The sequence below is a fragment of the Halomonas sediminis genome, assembly GCF_044871105.1.
GTDB lineage: Bacteria > Pseudomonadota > Gammaproteobacteria > Pseudomonadales > Halomonadaceae > Vreelandella > Vreelandella zhuhanensis.
Map to the genome: position 1 here is coordinate 514,492 of NZ_CP085246.1, position 14,819 is coordinate 529,310.

Annotated in this window: 15 protein-coding genes; 5 read left to right on the forward strand and 10 right to left on the reverse strand. The window is 57.2% G+C overall.

Features of this window, described 5'->3' with window-relative positions:
* Window positions 1-7: 7 nt before the first annotated feature.
* From LG290_RS02540 to LG290_RS02570, 7 genes are all read right to left on the reverse strand, one after another.
* Complete coding sequence (locus LG290_RS02540; protein ID WP_499836115.1) at window positions 8-436, reverse strand: hypothetical protein; 429 nt, start codon at window positions 434-436, stop codon at window positions 8-10.
* A 372-nt stretch (window positions 437-808) separates the two neighbouring features.
* Window positions 809-3,670 (reverse strand): valine--tRNA ligase, encoded by a 2,862-nt coding sequence (locus LG290_RS02545; RefSeq protein WP_499836116.1) that lies wholly within the window; start codon window positions 3,668-3,670, stop codon window positions 809-811.
* 190 nt (window positions 3,671-3,860) lie between these two features.
* Window positions 3,861-5,060, reverse strand: a complete 1,200-nt coding sequence (locus LG290_RS02550; RefSeq protein WP_499836117.1) for an MFS transporter — start codon at window positions 5,058-5,060, stop codon at window positions 3,861-3,863.
* Between the two features lie 167 nt (window positions 5,061-5,227).
* Window positions 5,228-5,563, reverse strand: a complete 336-nt coding sequence (locus tag LG290_RS02555; RefSeq protein WP_499836118.1) for a hypothetical protein — start codon at window positions 5,561-5,563, stop codon at window positions 5,228-5,230.
* 111 nt (window positions 5,564-5,674) lie between these two features.
* Entirely contained in the window at window positions 5,675-6,109 is a 435-nt protein-coding gene (locus LG290_RS02560) for a DNA polymerase III subunit chi (protein WP_499836119.1), read from the reverse strand.
* A 99-nt stretch (window positions 6,110-6,208) separates the two neighbouring features.
* Window positions 6,209-7,306: a branched-chain amino acid aminotransferase gene (locus LG290_RS02565; RefSeq protein WP_499836120.1), complete on the reverse strand. Its 1,098-nt coding sequence runs from the start codon at window positions 7,304-7,306 to the stop codon at window positions 6,209-6,211.
* Between the two features lie 138 nt (window positions 7,307-7,444).
* Window positions 7,445-8,965 carry a leucyl aminopeptidase gene (locus tag LG290_RS02570; RefSeq protein WP_499836121.1) on the reverse strand — a complete coding sequence of 507 codons (1,521 nt, stop codon included), beginning with the start codon at window positions 8,963-8,965 and terminating at the stop codon, window positions 7,445-7,447.
* 134 nt (window positions 8,966-9,099) lie between these two features.
* Between LG290_RS02570 and lptF the strand changes: the two genes are divergently transcribed.
* The 5 genes from lptF to bfr all read left to right on the forward strand — a co-directional run bounded on the left by lptF (window position 9,100) and on the right by bfr (window position 12,817).
* Window positions 9,100-10,179: an LPS export ABC transporter permease LptF gene (gene lptF / locus LG290_RS02575; RefSeq protein ID WP_499837006.1), complete on the forward strand. Its 1,080-nt coding sequence runs from the start codon at window positions 9,100-9,102 to the stop codon at window positions 10,177-10,179.
* Window positions 10,179-11,249, forward strand: coding sequence for an LPS export ABC transporter permease LptG (gene lptG / locus LG290_RS02580; RefSeq protein ID WP_499836122.1), 1,071 nt, complete (start codon window positions 10,179-10,181; stop codon window positions 11,247-11,249). Before lptF ends, lptG begins: the two co-directional genes overlap by 1 nt.
* Window positions 11,250-11,281: 32 nt before the next feature.
* Window positions 11,282-11,761 (forward strand): RDD family protein, encoded by a 480-nt coding sequence (locus LG290_RS02585; RefSeq protein WP_499836123.1) that lies wholly within the window; start codon window positions 11,282-11,284, stop codon window positions 11,759-11,761.
* 163 nt (window positions 11,762-11,924) lie between these two features.
* Window positions 11,925-12,131, forward strand: coding sequence for a bacterioferritin-associated ferredoxin (locus LG290_RS02590; RefSeq protein WP_114485920.1), 207 nt, complete (start codon window positions 11,925-11,927; stop codon window positions 12,129-12,131).
* Window positions 12,132-12,334: 203 nt separating this feature from the next.
* Window positions 12,335-12,817 carry a bacterioferritin gene (bfr, locus tag LG290_RS02595; RefSeq protein WP_160417501.1) on the forward strand — a complete coding sequence of 161 codons (483 nt, stop codon included), beginning with the start codon at window positions 12,335-12,337 and terminating at the stop codon, window positions 12,815-12,817.
* A gap of 67 nt (window positions 12,818-12,884) precedes the next feature.
* Here the strand turns inward: bfr and LG290_RS02600 are convergent, their stop codons facing one another.
* From LG290_RS02600 to LG290_RS02610, 3 genes are all read right to left on the reverse strand, one after another.
* Complete coding sequence (locus LG290_RS02600) at window positions 12,885-13,124, reverse strand: DUF1653 domain-containing protein (RefSeq protein WP_499836124.1); 240 nt, start codon at window positions 13,122-13,124, stop codon at window positions 12,885-12,887.
* Window positions 13,121-13,954, reverse strand: coding sequence for a tRNA cyclic N6-threonylcarbamoyladenosine(37) synthase TcdA (gene tcdA, locus LG290_RS02605; protein ID WP_499836125.1), 834 nt, complete (start codon window positions 13,952-13,954; stop codon window positions 13,121-13,123). Before tcdA ends, LG290_RS02600 begins: the two co-directional genes overlap by 4 nt.
* Before the next feature lie 75 nt (window positions 13,955-14,029).
* Window positions 14,030-14,812: a pseudouridine synthase gene (locus LG290_RS02610; RefSeq protein WP_499836126.1), complete on the reverse strand. Its 783-nt coding sequence runs from the start codon at window positions 14,810-14,812 to the stop codon at window positions 14,030-14,032.
* Between the last annotated feature and the right edge of the window lie 7 nt (window positions 14,813-14,819).

The window sequence follows — 14,819 nt, forward strand, 5'->3', positions numbered from 1 at the left end:
TCGGGATTCATTGATGAATGGGGTCGATCTTGAACTCAAGTGCATCCAGACAAGCCATATAGCGCTCATGAAGTTGTTCATGGCTTTCTGCAGGGACAAATAATGTGCCTAACTGATAACAAAAGGCATTTTGATTAATGAGCACGCTAAGTCGGGTGCCTTTCTTGTCAAGGGCTTCATTAAAGGGGTCACCGAAATGATGAATATGATCATGTATGGGCTTTAACGTTTCGTCGAATTGTTGCTTTTTTTCTATCTTGAAATCCAGCTGTGACGAGAAGGCTTTGATGGGTTTTAACCAGAAAGGGTAGTCTAGGGTGACCTGGGTAAAGGGGTGGTTCGCAACAGGGTTAACGCTGCAGAAGGCAGGCAGGCATTCAGGAATCACCTTGCTCTGCTGCTCTTGCAAGGCGATGATAAATACATTGCGTTTCATCCCTCTATGCTCCTTGAGCAGAATAAACTCCTGAATAAATTAACCTCGTTTTGGTTAATTAATCCTATGCTTATGCAATGCATTGCGAAATAGGCCAAGTAGCTCAAGGTAAAGCAGCTAAGCTGAACCCTGCTCCATTAACGTAGTAAAAGAGGGAGGGGCTTCCAAGCAAAAGAAAGAAAAATCAACCGTTATGCTTGGAAGAAACCCACTACATGCCGAGCATGGCGTAGTTAATTTGCTGTTTTTAAATGGACTATACGCAGGCAAGAGGGAAGGAGGCCTAGCGGTTCAGCGATATGGGTCCATCCAGACCAATACGCCCGCACCAAGGGTGCGAGCGTAAATGCAAGGACAAGGCTGCTGCTGGCTTTACAACGCCTGGATCTTTTCGTGCTGCTCCAACAGTAGCTTACGGGCAGCCTGGAAGTCCTTGAGCTTGCCACGCTCCTTTTCCACTACCGCTTCCGGGGCCTTGGCAAGAAAGGCTTCGTTACCTAGTTTCTTTTCAATGCCACCAATCAACTTGTCCTGCTTGTCGATTTCCTTGACCAGACGTTTGAGCTCAACGTCCTTGTCGATCAGGTCGGCCATGGGCACCAAGACTTCCATCTCACCCACCAGCTGGGTGGCGCAAAGCGGAGCGTCATCCGGGTTGGCAAGCCAGGTCACACTTTCCAGCTTGGCGAGCTTGGACAGGAACATACGGTTGCTCTCGAGCCGTGACTGATCTTCGGGTCTTCCCTTGGTCAACATCACATCCAACGGCTTGCCGGGGGCGATGTTCATTTCGGCACGAATGTTGCGCACTGCGATGATCACGCCCTTGAGCCATTCAATGTCCCGACTGGCCTGTTCATCGATCTTGGCCTGTTCGGCCTGCGGCCAGGGCTGGACCATGATCGAGTCATTTTCGCCTTTGAAGGTACCAGCCATGGGCGCCACGCGCTGCCAGATTTCTTCGGAAATATACGGCATCATCGGATGGGCCAGGCGCAGAATGGCTTCCAATACACGTACTAATGTGCGGCGTGTTCCTCTTTTGGCGGCGTCACTGGCCTCTGCATCCCACAGCACCGGCTTGGAAAGCTCCAGATACCAGTCGCAGTACTCGTTCCAGACGAAGTCGTAGAGCGCCTGGGAGGCGTGGTCGAAGCGGTACTCCTCCATTGCCTTGGTTACTTGGGCCTCGGTTTTCTGCAGCTGGGAAATGATCCAGCGGTCGGCCAGGGAAAGTTCGACTTCACCGCTCTTGTCGTTATCAAGTTCAGCACCGCAATCTTCGCCTTCGGCATTCATCAGCACGTAGCGTGAGGCGTTCCACAGCTTGTTGCAGAAGTTGCGGTAGCCATCCAGGCGGCTCATGTCGAACTTGATGTCACGGCCGGTGGTGGCCTGGGAAAGGAAGGTGAAGCGCAGCGCATCGGTGCCGTGGGCTTCGATGCCGCCGTCGAACTCCTGGCGAGTGACCTTGGCGATCGCCTTGGCTTTCTGCGGCTGCATCATGTTGCCGGTGCGTTTTTCGACCAGCGTTTCAATCTCGATACCGTCGATCAAGTCGATGGGGTCGATCACGTTACCCTTGGACTTGGACATCTTCTGACCTTGGGCATCACGCACCAGGCCATGCACATAGACGGTCTTGAACGGCACTTCGTCCATGAACTTCAGGGTCATCATGATCATGCGCGCCACCCAGAAGAAGATGATGTCGAAACCCGTGACCAGCACACTCGAAGGATGGAAGGTGTTCAGTTCTGGGGTCTTCTCCGGCCAACCTAAAGTGCCGAAGGTCCAGAGGCCCGAGCTGAACCAGGTATCCAGCACATCTTCATCCTGGGTAAGCGTCACGTCGACGCCAAGACCGTGCTTCTCGCGAGCCTCTTGCTCGGTGCGGGCAACAAATATATTGCCCTCGGCGTCGTACCAGGCGGGAATGCGATGTCCCCACCACAGCTGGCGCGAAATACACCAATCCTGAAGGTCGCGCATCCAGGCGAAGTACATGTTCTCGTAGTTCTTGGGCACGAACTGAATGTCGCCGTTTTCCACTGCCTCAATGGCCGGTTTGGCCAGGCTCTCGACGGCCACGAACCATTGGTCGGTAAGCAGCGGCTCGATGACGTCGCCGCTGCGGTCGCCATAGGGCAGGGTATTGTTGACCGCTTCCACTTGCTCCAGCAGGCCGAGTGCGTCCATGTCGGCGACGATCTGCTTGCGTGCTTCAAAGCGGTCAAGACCTGCGTACATGGCGGGCAGGGTGGGGTCGGCGTCCGGTTGCGGCTGGCCCTTGAAGTTGTAAACCTCGGCTCGCTCGAGAATCGCCGCATCCTTGGAGAAGACGTTGATCAGCATGTGATCCTGGCGCTTGCCGACCTCGTAGTCATTGAAGTCATGCGCGGGAGTGATCTTCACGCAACCCGAGCCTTTTTCCATGTCGGCGTGTTCGTCGGCCACAATGGGAATCCGGCGGCCGACCAAAGGCAGTTCGATGAACTTGCCCACCAGCGAGGCGTAACGCGGGTCCGCCGGGTTGACCGCCACGCCGGTATCGCCCAGCAGGGTTTCCGGACGGGTGGTGGCGACCACCAGATAGTCTTTGCCATCGTCGGTGGTGACGCCGTCGGCCAAGGGATAGCGGAAGTGCCAGAAGCTACCCTGCTGGTCACGGTTTTCGACTTCCAGATCGGAAATCGCGGTATGCAGGGTGGGATCCCAGTTAACCAGACGCTTGCCGCGATAGATCAGGCCTTCTTCGTGAAGACGCACGAAGACTTCCTGAACCGCCTTGTAAAAGCCTTCGTCCATGGTGAAGCGTTCGCGGGACCAGTCGACACTGGCGCCCATGCGGCGCAGTTGGCGGGTGATATGGTCGCCCGATTCGTGCTTCCATTCCCATACTTTGTCGATGAATGCCTCGCGCCCCAGGTCATGGCGGGTCTTGCCTTCTTCGGCGGCCACCTTGCGTTCCACCAACATTTGCGTGGCGATGCCCGCATGGTCGGTACCTACCTGCCACAGGGTGTTGCGCCCCTGCATGCGCTTCCAGCGCGTCAGCGTATCCATGATGGTGTCCTGGAACGCATGGCCCATGTGCAGGCTGCCGGTAACGTTGGGCGGCGGAATCATGATCGAGAAAGGTTCACCTTCGCCGCTGGGCGCGAAGCGGCCATCGGCTTCCCAGCGTTCGTACCAGCGGGTTTCGATCTGTTCGGGTTGGTAGGTCTTTTCCATGAATAGCGGCTCGCAACAAAGATACCCCGCGCCAACGGAGCATCGAATCGAATGGGCGGAAACGTTCCGAAAAATGGCGCCAAGTATAGCGCGTGAGAGGTGGCGGCGTCAGGTGGCAAAGCCCAACAGGGGCTTAGGTATGTAGTAAGTAACAGGAGTGCCGATGAGCCAAAGTAAACTTAATCGTCAATCAAGTGCTTGAGATTTCGATTATGCGATTGGAATTGTAAAAGCGCATGGCGATCAGTCCCAGCACTGGACCGGGAAACAGCCACCACAGAACCGTCAGTTGCTGGCTTGACCAGAGCGTGGTGGTGAGGGCAATGGCGGGAATGGTCAGGGCAAAACCGATGGCATTCATGATCGCCAGCGCCGCCCCTAGGCGCTCACGGGGCGCGGTGATAGAGGCCAAAGCAGAAAACTGGGGGGAGTCGGCAATCACACAAAGCCCCCAAATGGCCAATAGCCCAAGCAACAGCAGGGGCGAAGAGCCGCCGAGGAAGGGGTAGGTCAGACATAGAGTGCCGGAAACCGCTAGGGCACTGACGGCCACGCGGTCACTGCCCATGCGACGGCTCAGCCAGCCGCCGCCGACACAGCCGGGAAGGCCAAGCGCGATCACCAGAAACGCAAGCCAGGGCAGCCAGGAAGTGTTCCAGCCTAACCGTGCGACTTCACGACTGACCAGGTAAGGCACCAGCGCCCAGAAGGCATACAGTTCCCAGCAATGGCCGAAATAACCCAAGGCCGTAGCGCGAAAATTGTTGACTCGAAACGCTGCAAGCCCCACCCAGGGGCGTCCTCCCTTGGCGGGACCGGGAAGGTGTGGGCCATCGCCAAGGCGAAAGATCAACACGGCGGCAATCAATGCCAGAAGAGAGGCCAACAGCAGCGGCCACTGCCAGGGTAGTGCCAGGGTGAGACCGCGCAACAAGTGAGGTGAAGCGGTGCCCAGGGTCAACATGCCCACCAGCCAGCCGAGTGCCGCTCCGGCGTGGCTGGGGGTCCAGCTGACCACCAGTTTCATGCCCAAGGGATAAATGCCGGCCAGGCACAGGCCGGTAAAAAATCGCGCAACCACCGCAAGAGAAAGCGATTCGGCCATACCGATGAAAGCGGCATTGCATAAGGCACCGGCCACGGCGGAACAGGCGAACAACCGGCTGGCGTGTATTCTGTCGGCAAACCCGGTAGTGGCGATCATCAAGGTACCGCTGATGAAACCCGCCTGGACGGCGATGGTAAGCAGCCCCAGGCCCCGTTCGGTCAAGCCGACGGCCTCGCTCAAGGCCAACCCCACACCATTGACGCTGAACCACAATGAAGTACCGAAAAGTTGCGCAATGACGATGGTGGCAAGAGGACGGCGCGCGAACAAAGAAACATGCATGGAGTGATGCCTTGAAGCGGGTAGGTCTCACCAGTCTACCCTTCGCCACTTTCGAGAAACACTAAGTCCTTCGAAAACAGGGCCTTCGAAATAGCTATCTTCGAAAACATAAAGCCCGGCAGATAGAACCTGCCAGGCTTGTAGATGAATCAGGCGGCATTCAGCTTTCAGCTGACTTCGAGAGGCTGATGGCCTTTCATCTTTTCGATGACATTGCCTGCAATGTCGTCATTGATGGATGCAATCACCAAGGTGCGGCCCTGGTCGATATGCTGTTTCCACTTCTGGTAGGTATCGGTGGATTCATTCTCGTTGATGACGGCTTCGGGAACCTCATCCAGCGTCAATTCCTTGCCCATCAATCCAGCATGAAGCTCATGAGTCTTCTTTTCCTGACCGATAAGATGAACCTTTTCGCTAGGAATACCCCAAGAAACCAGGTCGCGCAGAGCACCTAGCGCTTGATCGACCGATTCATATACGCCGGCAATATGTCTAACCATAATAGCAGTCTCCTTACAGGTGTCAGCGCCGATTGGCGTCTGTTGAATCACTTGGGTCAGGTGTTTTCCTAACTATAGTCAATCATTCAGCTTTTGCCTGAAGGTAAGGACTCAAGACTTCAGCTGATGGGGAACAACCTCATGGCCGAGCTGCTTGTAACGTTGCCAGCAGGCACGCTTGGTGAGCAATACTTCCTGGTGCTGGTTGATGATTTCCGCAACACGCGCGTAATTACTAACGCCTTCGGGAATTTCCGGATGCAAGTTAAGCAGCGCCGTGGGTTTGGTGGGGGTGGGCAGTGATGCCCAGCCGAGTGTCACGGGGACGCTCCCGGCCATGTCGCTTTCGAGTACCGCATGGGGAAGGTAGGCGTCCGGGCGAAACGTCCATAGCATGTTATCGAGCTGTTCGGCCATGCTGCGGTCTGCGCAATGCAGATGCAGGCGGTAACCTTTGCCATGGATGGTTTCGGCCAGACGGCATGCAAAGGTCAGGCGTGCCTCAAGGGTCGTGTCGGGCAGGATGTAGAAGTCGATACGGGTCATGGGCGCTGGCTTGGCATGAGCTGTCCTGGTAGAGGAGCTTGGAAAATAAATGTCGCCGCCCGCAGGCGGCGATGCCACTGTCATCGCCTCAATGAAGCGTTAGATCAGTTGGGTTAGCCAGCCGCGGGTGTCTTCGCTGCGCCCGTACTGCAGGTCGAGCAGCTTGGTACGCAGGCGCTTGGCGATATCATTGTCACCGCCGGCAGTCAGACGAATGCGTTCGTTTTCACCCACCAGTTCGCCCACCGGTGTGATCACCGCCGCGGTACCGCAGGCAAATATTTCCGTGATTTCGCCGGATGCCGCGCCGTTACGCCACTCATCGATGCTGATATGGCGTTCTTCCGGAGTCAGGCCTTCATCCTTGGCCAAGGTCAGGACGGAATCACGGGTCACCCCTTCAAGAATGGTGCCGGTGAGCTTGGGCGTGACGATGCGACCGTCCTTGAAGACGAAGAACAGGTTCATGCCGCCGAGTTCCTCCACCCATTTGTTTTCCGTGGCATCCAGAAAGGCTACCTGGCCACAGCCGTGGGCTTCGGCTTCTTTCTGTGCCGCCAACGAAGCGGCGTAGTTGCCGCCGCACTTGGCAAAACCGGTGCCGCCGGGTGCTGCCCGGTTGTAGTTGGTCGACAACCAGATCGATACCGGTTCAATGCCGCCCTTGAAGTAGGCTGCTGCCGGTGAGGCGATCACGTAATAATCCACTTCATGCGCTGGGCGTACCCCGAGAAATTTCTCGCTGGCGATCATGAAGGGGCGCAGATAAAGGCTGCATTCGTCGGCGTCACTGGACGGCGTGGGCACCCAGGCGTGATCTTGGGCCAGCAGCGCTTTCAGGGAGCCGATAAAGTCGTCATCGGAAAGCTCCGGCAGTGCCAGGCGGCGGGCGCTGCGGCGAAAGCGCTCGGCATTCTTTTCCGGGCGGAAGGTCCACACCGAACCGTCAGCATGGCGATACGCCTTGACGCCTTCGAAAATTTCCTGGCCGTAATGCAGCACGGCGGCAGCTGGGTCAAGGGTCAGCGGGCCGTAAGGCCGTACTTCATGGCCGTGCCAACCGTTATCCACCGTCCAGCGAACGTGGGCCATATGGTCGGTGAAATAACGGCCGAAGCCTGGATTTTCGAGAATATTGTCACGAATGTGGTCTGCCGTGGGTTGAGTCGACGGCAAGGGATCAAAGCGAGTGGACACGACTGATAATCTCCGCTGTAATCAAACGCCCTTGGGCGTTTTATTATGGAATCCGGGAACACCGAAGGATAATCTTCGGTGTTTGTTTAATTACGCAGGTTTTAAAGGTTGCGGTGCCGAAAGGCAACCTCTAGTGGATCAGGTGCCACTATTTTCTACCTGTACATCGTTTTCCCGGTCCATCAGGTACTGAGTCAACAGCCCGACGGGACGTCCCGTCGCTCCCTTTTGTTTGCCGGAGTGCCAGGCGGTGCCGGCAATATCCAGATGAGCCCAGGGGAAGCTATCGGCAAAGCGCGACAGGAAGCAGGCGGCGGTAATGGTACCCGCCGGGCGTCCACCGATATTGGCCAGGTCGGCGAAATTGGACTCCAGTTGCTGCTGGTATTCGTCCCACAGCGGCAAGTGCCAGGCACGATCCCAGGCGGTTTCCCCGGCATCCAGAAGATCCAGCGCCAGGTCATCATCATTGGACAGAAGCCCGGTGGCATGATGGCCGAGCGCGATGATGGCAGCGCCGGTGAGCGTGGCGATATCCACGACACTTGCCGGCTTGAAACGTTCGGTATAGGTCAGGGCGTCACACAGGACCAGACGGCCTTCGGCATCGGTGTTGAGCACTTCGACGGTCAAGCCTTTCAGTGTGGTGATGATATCGCCGGGCTTGGTGGCGTGGCCGTCAGGCATGTTTTCCGCGGCAGCCACGACGAACACCAGGTTGAGCTTGGGCTTGATGCCGAGGATTGCCTTGGTGGTACCCAGCACGCTGGCGGCACCGCACATGTCGAATTTCATTTCGTCCATACCTTCGCCGGGCTTGAGCGAAATGCCCCCGCTGTCGAAGGTAATACCCTTGCCCACCAGCACATGCGGCGCCTCTTCGCTGTCATCGGCGCCGAAATACTTCATCACGATCAGGCGTGTCGGCTCGGCGCTTCCCCGGCCTACGGAAAGCAGGGAGTTTGCGCCGAGCGCTTCCAACGCTTCCTCGTCGAGAATCTCGACTTCCAAGTCACCCTTGGCGCTCTTGCCGAGTTCCTGAGCTTGTTCGGCCAGATAGCTTGGCGTGCAGACATTGCCCGGCAGGTTGCCGAGGGTACGGGCCAGGCTGGCGCCTTCACCGATGGCATTGCCTATTCGGGCGCCTGCCTGAGCGGCCTCGGTGTTAGCGGATTCGCTGACGACCAGGGTAATGTGCTTGAGCGAAGGCGCTGGGGCCGGGTCGGACTTGAAATGGTCAAACCGGTAAATGCCGCGTTGGCTCGCTTCAAGCACCATGCGTGCTTTCCAGGCACAATCGCGGTTTTCCACCGGCACGTCGGTAAAGGCGATGGTGATATCATCCAGAGGAAGCTTGACCAGAGCGCTGAAGGCACTGTCCAATGCCTTGATAAAGGCGGCTTCCTGACACTTGTCGCGCTTGCCCAGCCCTACCAGCATCAGGCGCTCTGCGCCAAGACCCGGGGCGAAGGGAATCATCTGTACATTACCCAAGGCGGCGTCGAAGTCGCCGCGCTCAAGCAGCTGGCCGATCAGCCGTTCGCTGGCATCATCCAGCTTGGCGACAGCGGGCAGCAATTCACTGTCCTTGAATACCGGTACCACTAAACAGGCAGTTTCGGCTTTGGCCGGATTGGCTGTCTGAACGGAAAATTCCATGACGTCTCCAACAAGACAAGCATCGAGGGATTCAGGATAATGTCGGTTCGGCGATACGCCTTGCCGCATAGCCTCAGTGTACCCAAGGCATGCTTGTATTGCATGGCATCCTGCACGACAAGCCGGAGAGTGCGTTGATTTTATTTCGTTACCTGACTCGTGAAGTCCTGCTGACCATGGCGGCAGTGACAGGTATTCTGTTGCTGGTCATCATGGGTAGCCGTTTTATCCGCTATTTCGGTAGTGCGGCGGAAGGCGATATCCCGGTGACAATACTCGGCAACCTGATGCTGTTTCACCTCCCGGGGTTTCTCGAACTGATCCTGCCGTTGGCGTTTTTCCTCGGCATTCTGCTGGCCTACGGGCAGCTTTACATGAACAGCGAAATCACCGTGATGGTGGCCTGTGGCATCAGCCCTTCCCGGCTGCTGCGAGTCACGTTATTGCCGGCAGCGGTGGTAGCGGTTCTGGTAGGCCTATGCAGCCTGTGGCTAACTCCGGCCGGGGCCTTGCATAATGCGGCGACACTGGAAGAGCAACGTAGCCGCCTGGATGTCTCGTTACTCTCCCCCGGGCGCTTCCAGGATTTCGGGGGCGGGCGTACCGCTTACATCGGCAGTTTCAGTGACGACGGCACGCTCATGCAGGACGTGTTCGTGCATCAACAGGGGCGGCGCGGAGACAACTTCGTTCACAACTATGTTACCCGTGCCCAACGTGGTTACCAGGAAACCAGCCCGCAAACCGGCAGCCGCTTTCTGGTGCTGGAGGAGGGCGAGCGTTACGGCGTCACGCCCGGAAGACAGGAAGCCGAGTACTTGGCATTCGAACGGTATACCCTGCGCCTGGGGCTGAGCCGTGACCGGCGCGAGCTGGACTCGTTGGAATACGCCACCACGGTGGAACTATGGCATGACGACAACCCGCGTGCCCAGGCGCAATGGCAATGGCGAGCCGGTTTGCCGTTGATGGTCTTTGTGCTGGCATTGATCGCTCAACCTCTGTCTCGGGTCAACCCACGCCAAGGACGCTTCGCCAAGTTATTACCCGCGGTATTTCTGTATGTCGCCTATTTGAGCTTGCTGTTGGCGGTGGTGGATGCCGTGGGTAGCGGTGCCTGGCCCATAGCGGCGGGCGTCTGGCCTGTACATGCAGTATTTCTGCTGGTCGGCCTTGGGCTGCTGTGGCACTCGCAACGCAAGGGGATGCGCTGATGCTGACAATAGCTGACCGGCTTGATCGCTATATCGCCCGTAATGTGCTGGTGGCGATCATCGTCGTGCAGATAGTCCTGCTGGGGCTGGACCTGACGATTGCCTACATCGGCGACCTCGGCCATGTCGAGGCGGGTTACAGTGCATTCGACGTGCTGCTGTATCTGTTCATGCGCATGCCCTGGCGCTTTTATCAGTATGCGCCGGTGGCGGTGTTGATCGGCGCCTTGATCGGCCTGGGGGGAATGGCCTCAAGCAATGAACTGACCGTGATGCGCGTCGCCGGGCGCTCCCTGACCCGTATCTTGTGGGGCGTGATGAAGCCGGTGCTGCTGGTGGTGGTCGTGGTCTTGCTGGTGGCAGAATACGTAAGTCCCCGCACCGAACAGTTCGCCGAAGCCTGGCGGCTAGAAAAGCGCCAGGGAGAAGGGGCGTTATTGGTCAGCCGGAGCGGCTGGCAGCTCGAAGGCGACAGCGTTTATCGTTTTGGCGCGATTCGTGCCGATAACGTGGTGCTCGACCTGACGCGTTACCGTTTCGAAGGCCAACGCTTGACCGAGACCTTGTATGCGGAACGTGGCGTATGGGAGCAAGGTCGCTGGACGCTGGAAAATGTCTCGATCACTCAGCTTTCCGATACCCGAACCCAGTCTGAACAGCATGCCAGAATAGACTGGGATACCGCTTTCACACCCATGCAACTTGAACGCCTGCTGCGCAACATCGAAAGCCAGGCGCCCAGCGAACTCTGGGCTTACGCGCAATTTTTGCAGGCCCAGGGCTTACAGGCCGACCAGCCGCTTTTGCATTTCTGGCAGAAAATGTTGATGCCGTTAACCATGGCCTCGCTGGTGTTGATCGCCGCTTCATTCGTGTTCGGCCCGCTGCGCACTGTGGCGGCGGGCACGCGGGTCTTTTACGGCGTAGTGACGGGCCTGGTGTTTAAATACACCCAGGATCTGTTGGCGCCGGCATCGACGATTTTCGGTTTTTCACCCGTCTGGGCGGTACTGGTGCCTACCCTGAGCGTTGCGCTGGTCGGCTTGTATTTACTGCGCCGCAATGGGTAGCGGCGCGCAACTCTCTTGATGGTGTGATGTTAATGATGCAACGACGATTTTCACAGCTGGACAGCGTATGGCCTGCCGGGCTGGCACGACGCTTGGGCGCCATGCTCTACGACGGCTTTCTGGTGGCGGGCATCTGGTTTGTGGTGACCGTGGCCCATGTGGTCTTTGTCCGCTTCGTGCTGGGGTTGGAGGCGGAGCAGGTGGGCCAAGGGCCTTTTCAGGTAGCTAGCTTGCGCCTGTTGCTGGTGCTTTCCGCGATGGCGTTTTTTACCTATTCATGGACGCGTGGCGGCATGACGCTGGGCATGCAGGCCTGGCGGTTACGCGTCCAGACCCCCGATGGCTTTTCAATCAGTGTGATGCAAAGCCTCATTCGTTGCCTGACTGCCTGGGTATCGTTGGCGGCCCTGGGCCTGGGCTATTGGTGGGTGCTGTTCGATGGTGAGCGACGCAGCTGGCCGGACATCGTTTCCGGCACACGCACGGTGGTATTGCCCAAACGCAACAAATGAGCCCAAAGAATAAGGAAAACCAAAAAAGCAGTGACGGCCAGCACATACGCAATATCTTGGATTGGGGCGCTTTATCCGGACGATAAAAAAAATACAATCCCACTTGCAAAGATGCATGCGAATCATTTACATTCACCTTAATGTCTTTTGTGAGGTGAACCACATGTATGTATGCGTGTGCAAGGGCGTAACCGACCACCAGATTCGTCGCCATGTCAGCGATGGGGCCCGCAGTTGGCGCGAAGTGCGTGAAACCACGGGGTGTGCCACCCAGTGTGGTAAATGCGCCTGTGTAGCCAAGAGCGTGACCCGTGAAGCGATCAAGTCGGAAATGCAACAGGCCGATATGGGACTCGCTTACGCCGTGTGATGTTAATCATTTTCACTTGGATTAACATTAACAACCTTATGATTTAATTTGATTTTTCTCTCAATTGTCTATAGTTTTCCTCACGCTGGGAGAGTGGGCCATATTGGCTTATACTCGATCTCTCCATAAATTTTTCTATTGCGTAATGGGCTTCGCCGGCAAAGGCAATCCATCCCTGCAATAGCGCAACGTGAGGTGCCATTATGAAAGGTGATCCGAAGGTTATTGCTTATCTCAACACAGCGTTGGGAAACGAGCTGGTTGCCATCAACCAATATTTTCTGCATGCCAAGATGTACAAGGACTGGGGTCTGAAAGCACTGGCCAAGTGGGAATATGAAGAATCCATTGAAGAAATGAACCATGCGGATAAGCTGATCGAGCGCATCTTGTTTCTTGAAGGGATGCCCAATCTCCAGGATCTCGGCAAGCTCCACATTGGGGAAAACGTCAAGGAAATGCTGGAAAGCGATCTCAAGATCGAGCATGACGGCCGCAATGATTACATCGAAGCCATCACCTACTGCGAACAGGTCAAGGACTATGTCACGCGTGACATCTTCCGCGATATTCTGGCCGATGAAGAAGACCACATCGACCACATCGAAACCGAGCTGGGCTTGATCGATAAGGTCGGCCTTCAGAACTATCTCCAGACCCAGATGCAGACCGCCGGCGACGAATAATCCATCGTCGCGGCAACTGATCAAAGGCAGCCAATTTGGCTGCCTTTTTTATAACACCGCTTGGCAGTCAACCTTTCAGAAAAGGTTTTTCCAGGGCAAAGCGGGCGACTGGTTCCCCTTGAACTTCCGCGCTTTGCATGAACATCTCAAGAGGCCGCACCCAAAGGCCATATTCGCCATATAACGCCCGGTAAACGACTAGGGTTTCCCCGGTTTCGCTATGCTGTGCGCTGCCTATCACTTCATAAAGATTACCCTTGTAGTGCCGGTAGATGCCGGGCACCGGGTATTGAACGGTAGCTTTCATGGGCTGCTTTCCTGTGACTCAAGAGGGGAGAGGGCCTGCGCTTTTTGAGCAAGCCGTGCCAGAACGCGCGAAGCGGCAGTGAAGCCGAAGCTGCCGGTCAAAAACGTCGCCGCGCCAAACCCTTCGGCACAATCCAGCCGGGTGACCTCGCCGGTGCCGGGCTTTTGCAGGCAAACTTCGCCGTCATTTCCCGGGTAAATCAGTTGTTCATCCGAGTAGACGCACTCCACGGAGAAGCGCCGCTTGGGGTTGCGCGAAAAGCCGTAATCGCGGCGCAGCCGAGAACGTACCTTGGCCAGCAGAGGATCGTGTTCGGTACGCGTCAGGTCGGCTATGCGAATGCGCGTGGGGTCGGTTTGTCCACCGGCGGCACCGGTAACGGTAATCGGCAGTTTGCGCCGCTTGCACCAGGCGATCAACGCTGCCTTGGCGATAACGCTATCGATCGCATCGACCACATGGTCGGCGTTTTCGGGAATACGCTCGGCAAGGTTGGTGGGAGTGACGAAAGCCGCATCGGCGACCACGTCGATTCCCGGCTGAATCAAGCGGCAACGCTCAGCCAGTACCTCGACCTTGGGGCGGCCGATGGTGCCGTCCAGGGCGTGGAGTTGCCGGTTGATATTGGAAACGCAGACATCGTCGAGATCGATCAGCGTCAGTTTGCCGATGCCCGAGCGTGCCAGCGCCTCCACCGTCCAGCTACCCACGCCGCCAACGCCCACCACCACGACATGAGCGTGGCGTAAGCGTTCGAAGGCCCGCGCCCCGTACAGGCGACGAATGCCACCAAAGCGAAAAGCATAATCATCGGAATTCACATCAGACATGGCAGCGCGTCTCGCGGAAATCATCAGGGGTTGGAAGAGTTCTGGCGTTAGAAAGTACTGGCGATAGCATTGGCGTTAGATGGCACTGGCGTTGGAAAGCACCTTGGGAGGCTCGAGCGGCGGTGTGCGAACACTATCCAGCGGGAGATGACCAGCCCAGCCGAAATGCTGGAAAAGCTGGGTCATGGTGTCATCCAGGGCGCAGCTCAGCATGACGCGCTTGGCGAGCACCGGGTGGTCAAATGCCAGGCCAGTGGCGGCTAACAACAAACGGGGGGCCTTGAGCTGTTCGGCAAAGAAACGGTTGTGGTTCCCCTTGCCGTGCTTGGCATCGCCGATAATCGGATAGCCGCGTTGCGAAAGGTGGCGGCGAATCTGATGGCGGCGGCCGGTCAGGGGGCGTGCTTCCACCAGGGAATAACGCGCTTGGGGGTAACGGTCCACTCGCACCGGCAATTCGACGCTATCCAGACGGCGAATATCGGTCATCGCTGGCATGGGGGGCATCTGCGCCTTGGGACGGCTACCATCTTCCTCGCGCAGCGGATAATCCAGACGATCCTGCTCCGGCGCCATGCCGCGCACCACCGCCAGGTAACGTTTTTCCACCTGACGCTCGGTGAAGCTTTCCGACAGGGCGCGCGCCACCTCGGGGGTTAAGCCGAACACGATGAGGCCGGAGGTCGGCCGGTCAAGGCGATGCATGGGATAGACACGCCGTTGCAGCTGGTCGCGTAACTGCTGGAGAAGAAACTCGGTTTCTCCGCGAGCGAGCACCGTGCGGTGCACCAGCAAGCCGGAGGGCTTGTGTACGGCAACCAGGCATTCATCCTGATACACAATTCTCAGTGGTGGCATACCGCTC

Coding starts and splice junctions, on each gene's coding strand:
- LG290_RS02540 (WP_499836115.1), bottom strand. CDS start 436: ATGAAACGCAATGTATTTATCATCGCCTTGCAAGAGCAGCAGAGCAAG.
- LG290_RS02545 (WP_499836116.1), bottom strand. CDS start 3,670: ATGGAAAAGACCTACCAACCCGAACAGATCGAAACCCGCTGGTACGAA.
- LG290_RS02550 (WP_499836117.1), bottom strand. CDS start 5,060: ATGCATGTTTCTTTGTTCGCGCGCCGTCCTCTTGCCACCATCGTCATT.
- LG290_RS02555 (WP_499836118.1), bottom strand. CDS start 5,563: ATGGTTAGACATATTGCCGGCGTATATGAATCGGTCGATCAAGCGCTA.
- LG290_RS02560 (WP_499836119.1), bottom strand. CDS start 6,109: ATGACCCGTATCGACTTCTACATCCTGCCCGACACGACCCTTGAGGCA.
- LG290_RS02570 (WP_499836121.1), bottom strand. CDS start 8,965: ATGGAATTTTCCGTTCAGACAGCCAATCCGGCCAAAGCCGAAACTGCC.
- lptG (WP_499836122.1), top strand. CDS start 10,179: ATGCTGACAATAGCTGACCGGCTTGATCGCTATATCGCCCGTAATGTG.
- LG290_RS02585 (WP_499836123.1), top strand. CDS start 11,282: ATGATGCAACGACGATTTTCACAGCTGGACAGCGTATGGCCTGCCGGG.
- LG290_RS02590 (WP_114485920.1), top strand. CDS start 11,925: ATGTATGTATGCGTGTGCAAGGGCGTAACCGACCACCAGATTCGTCGC.
- bfr (WP_160417501.1), top strand. CDS start 12,335: ATGAAAGGTGATCCGAAGGTTATTGCTTATCTCAACACAGCGTTGGGA.
- LG290_RS02600 (WP_499836124.1), bottom strand. CDS start 13,124: ATGAAAGCTACCGTTCAATACCCGGTGCCCGGCATCTACCGGCACTAC.
- tcdA (WP_499836125.1), bottom strand. CDS start 13,954: ATGTCTGATGTGAATTCCGATGATTATGCTTTTCGCTTTGGTGGCATT.
- LG290_RS02610 (WP_499836126.1), bottom strand. CDS start 14,812: ATGCCACCACTGAGAATTGTGTATCAGGATGAATGCCTGGTTGCCGTA.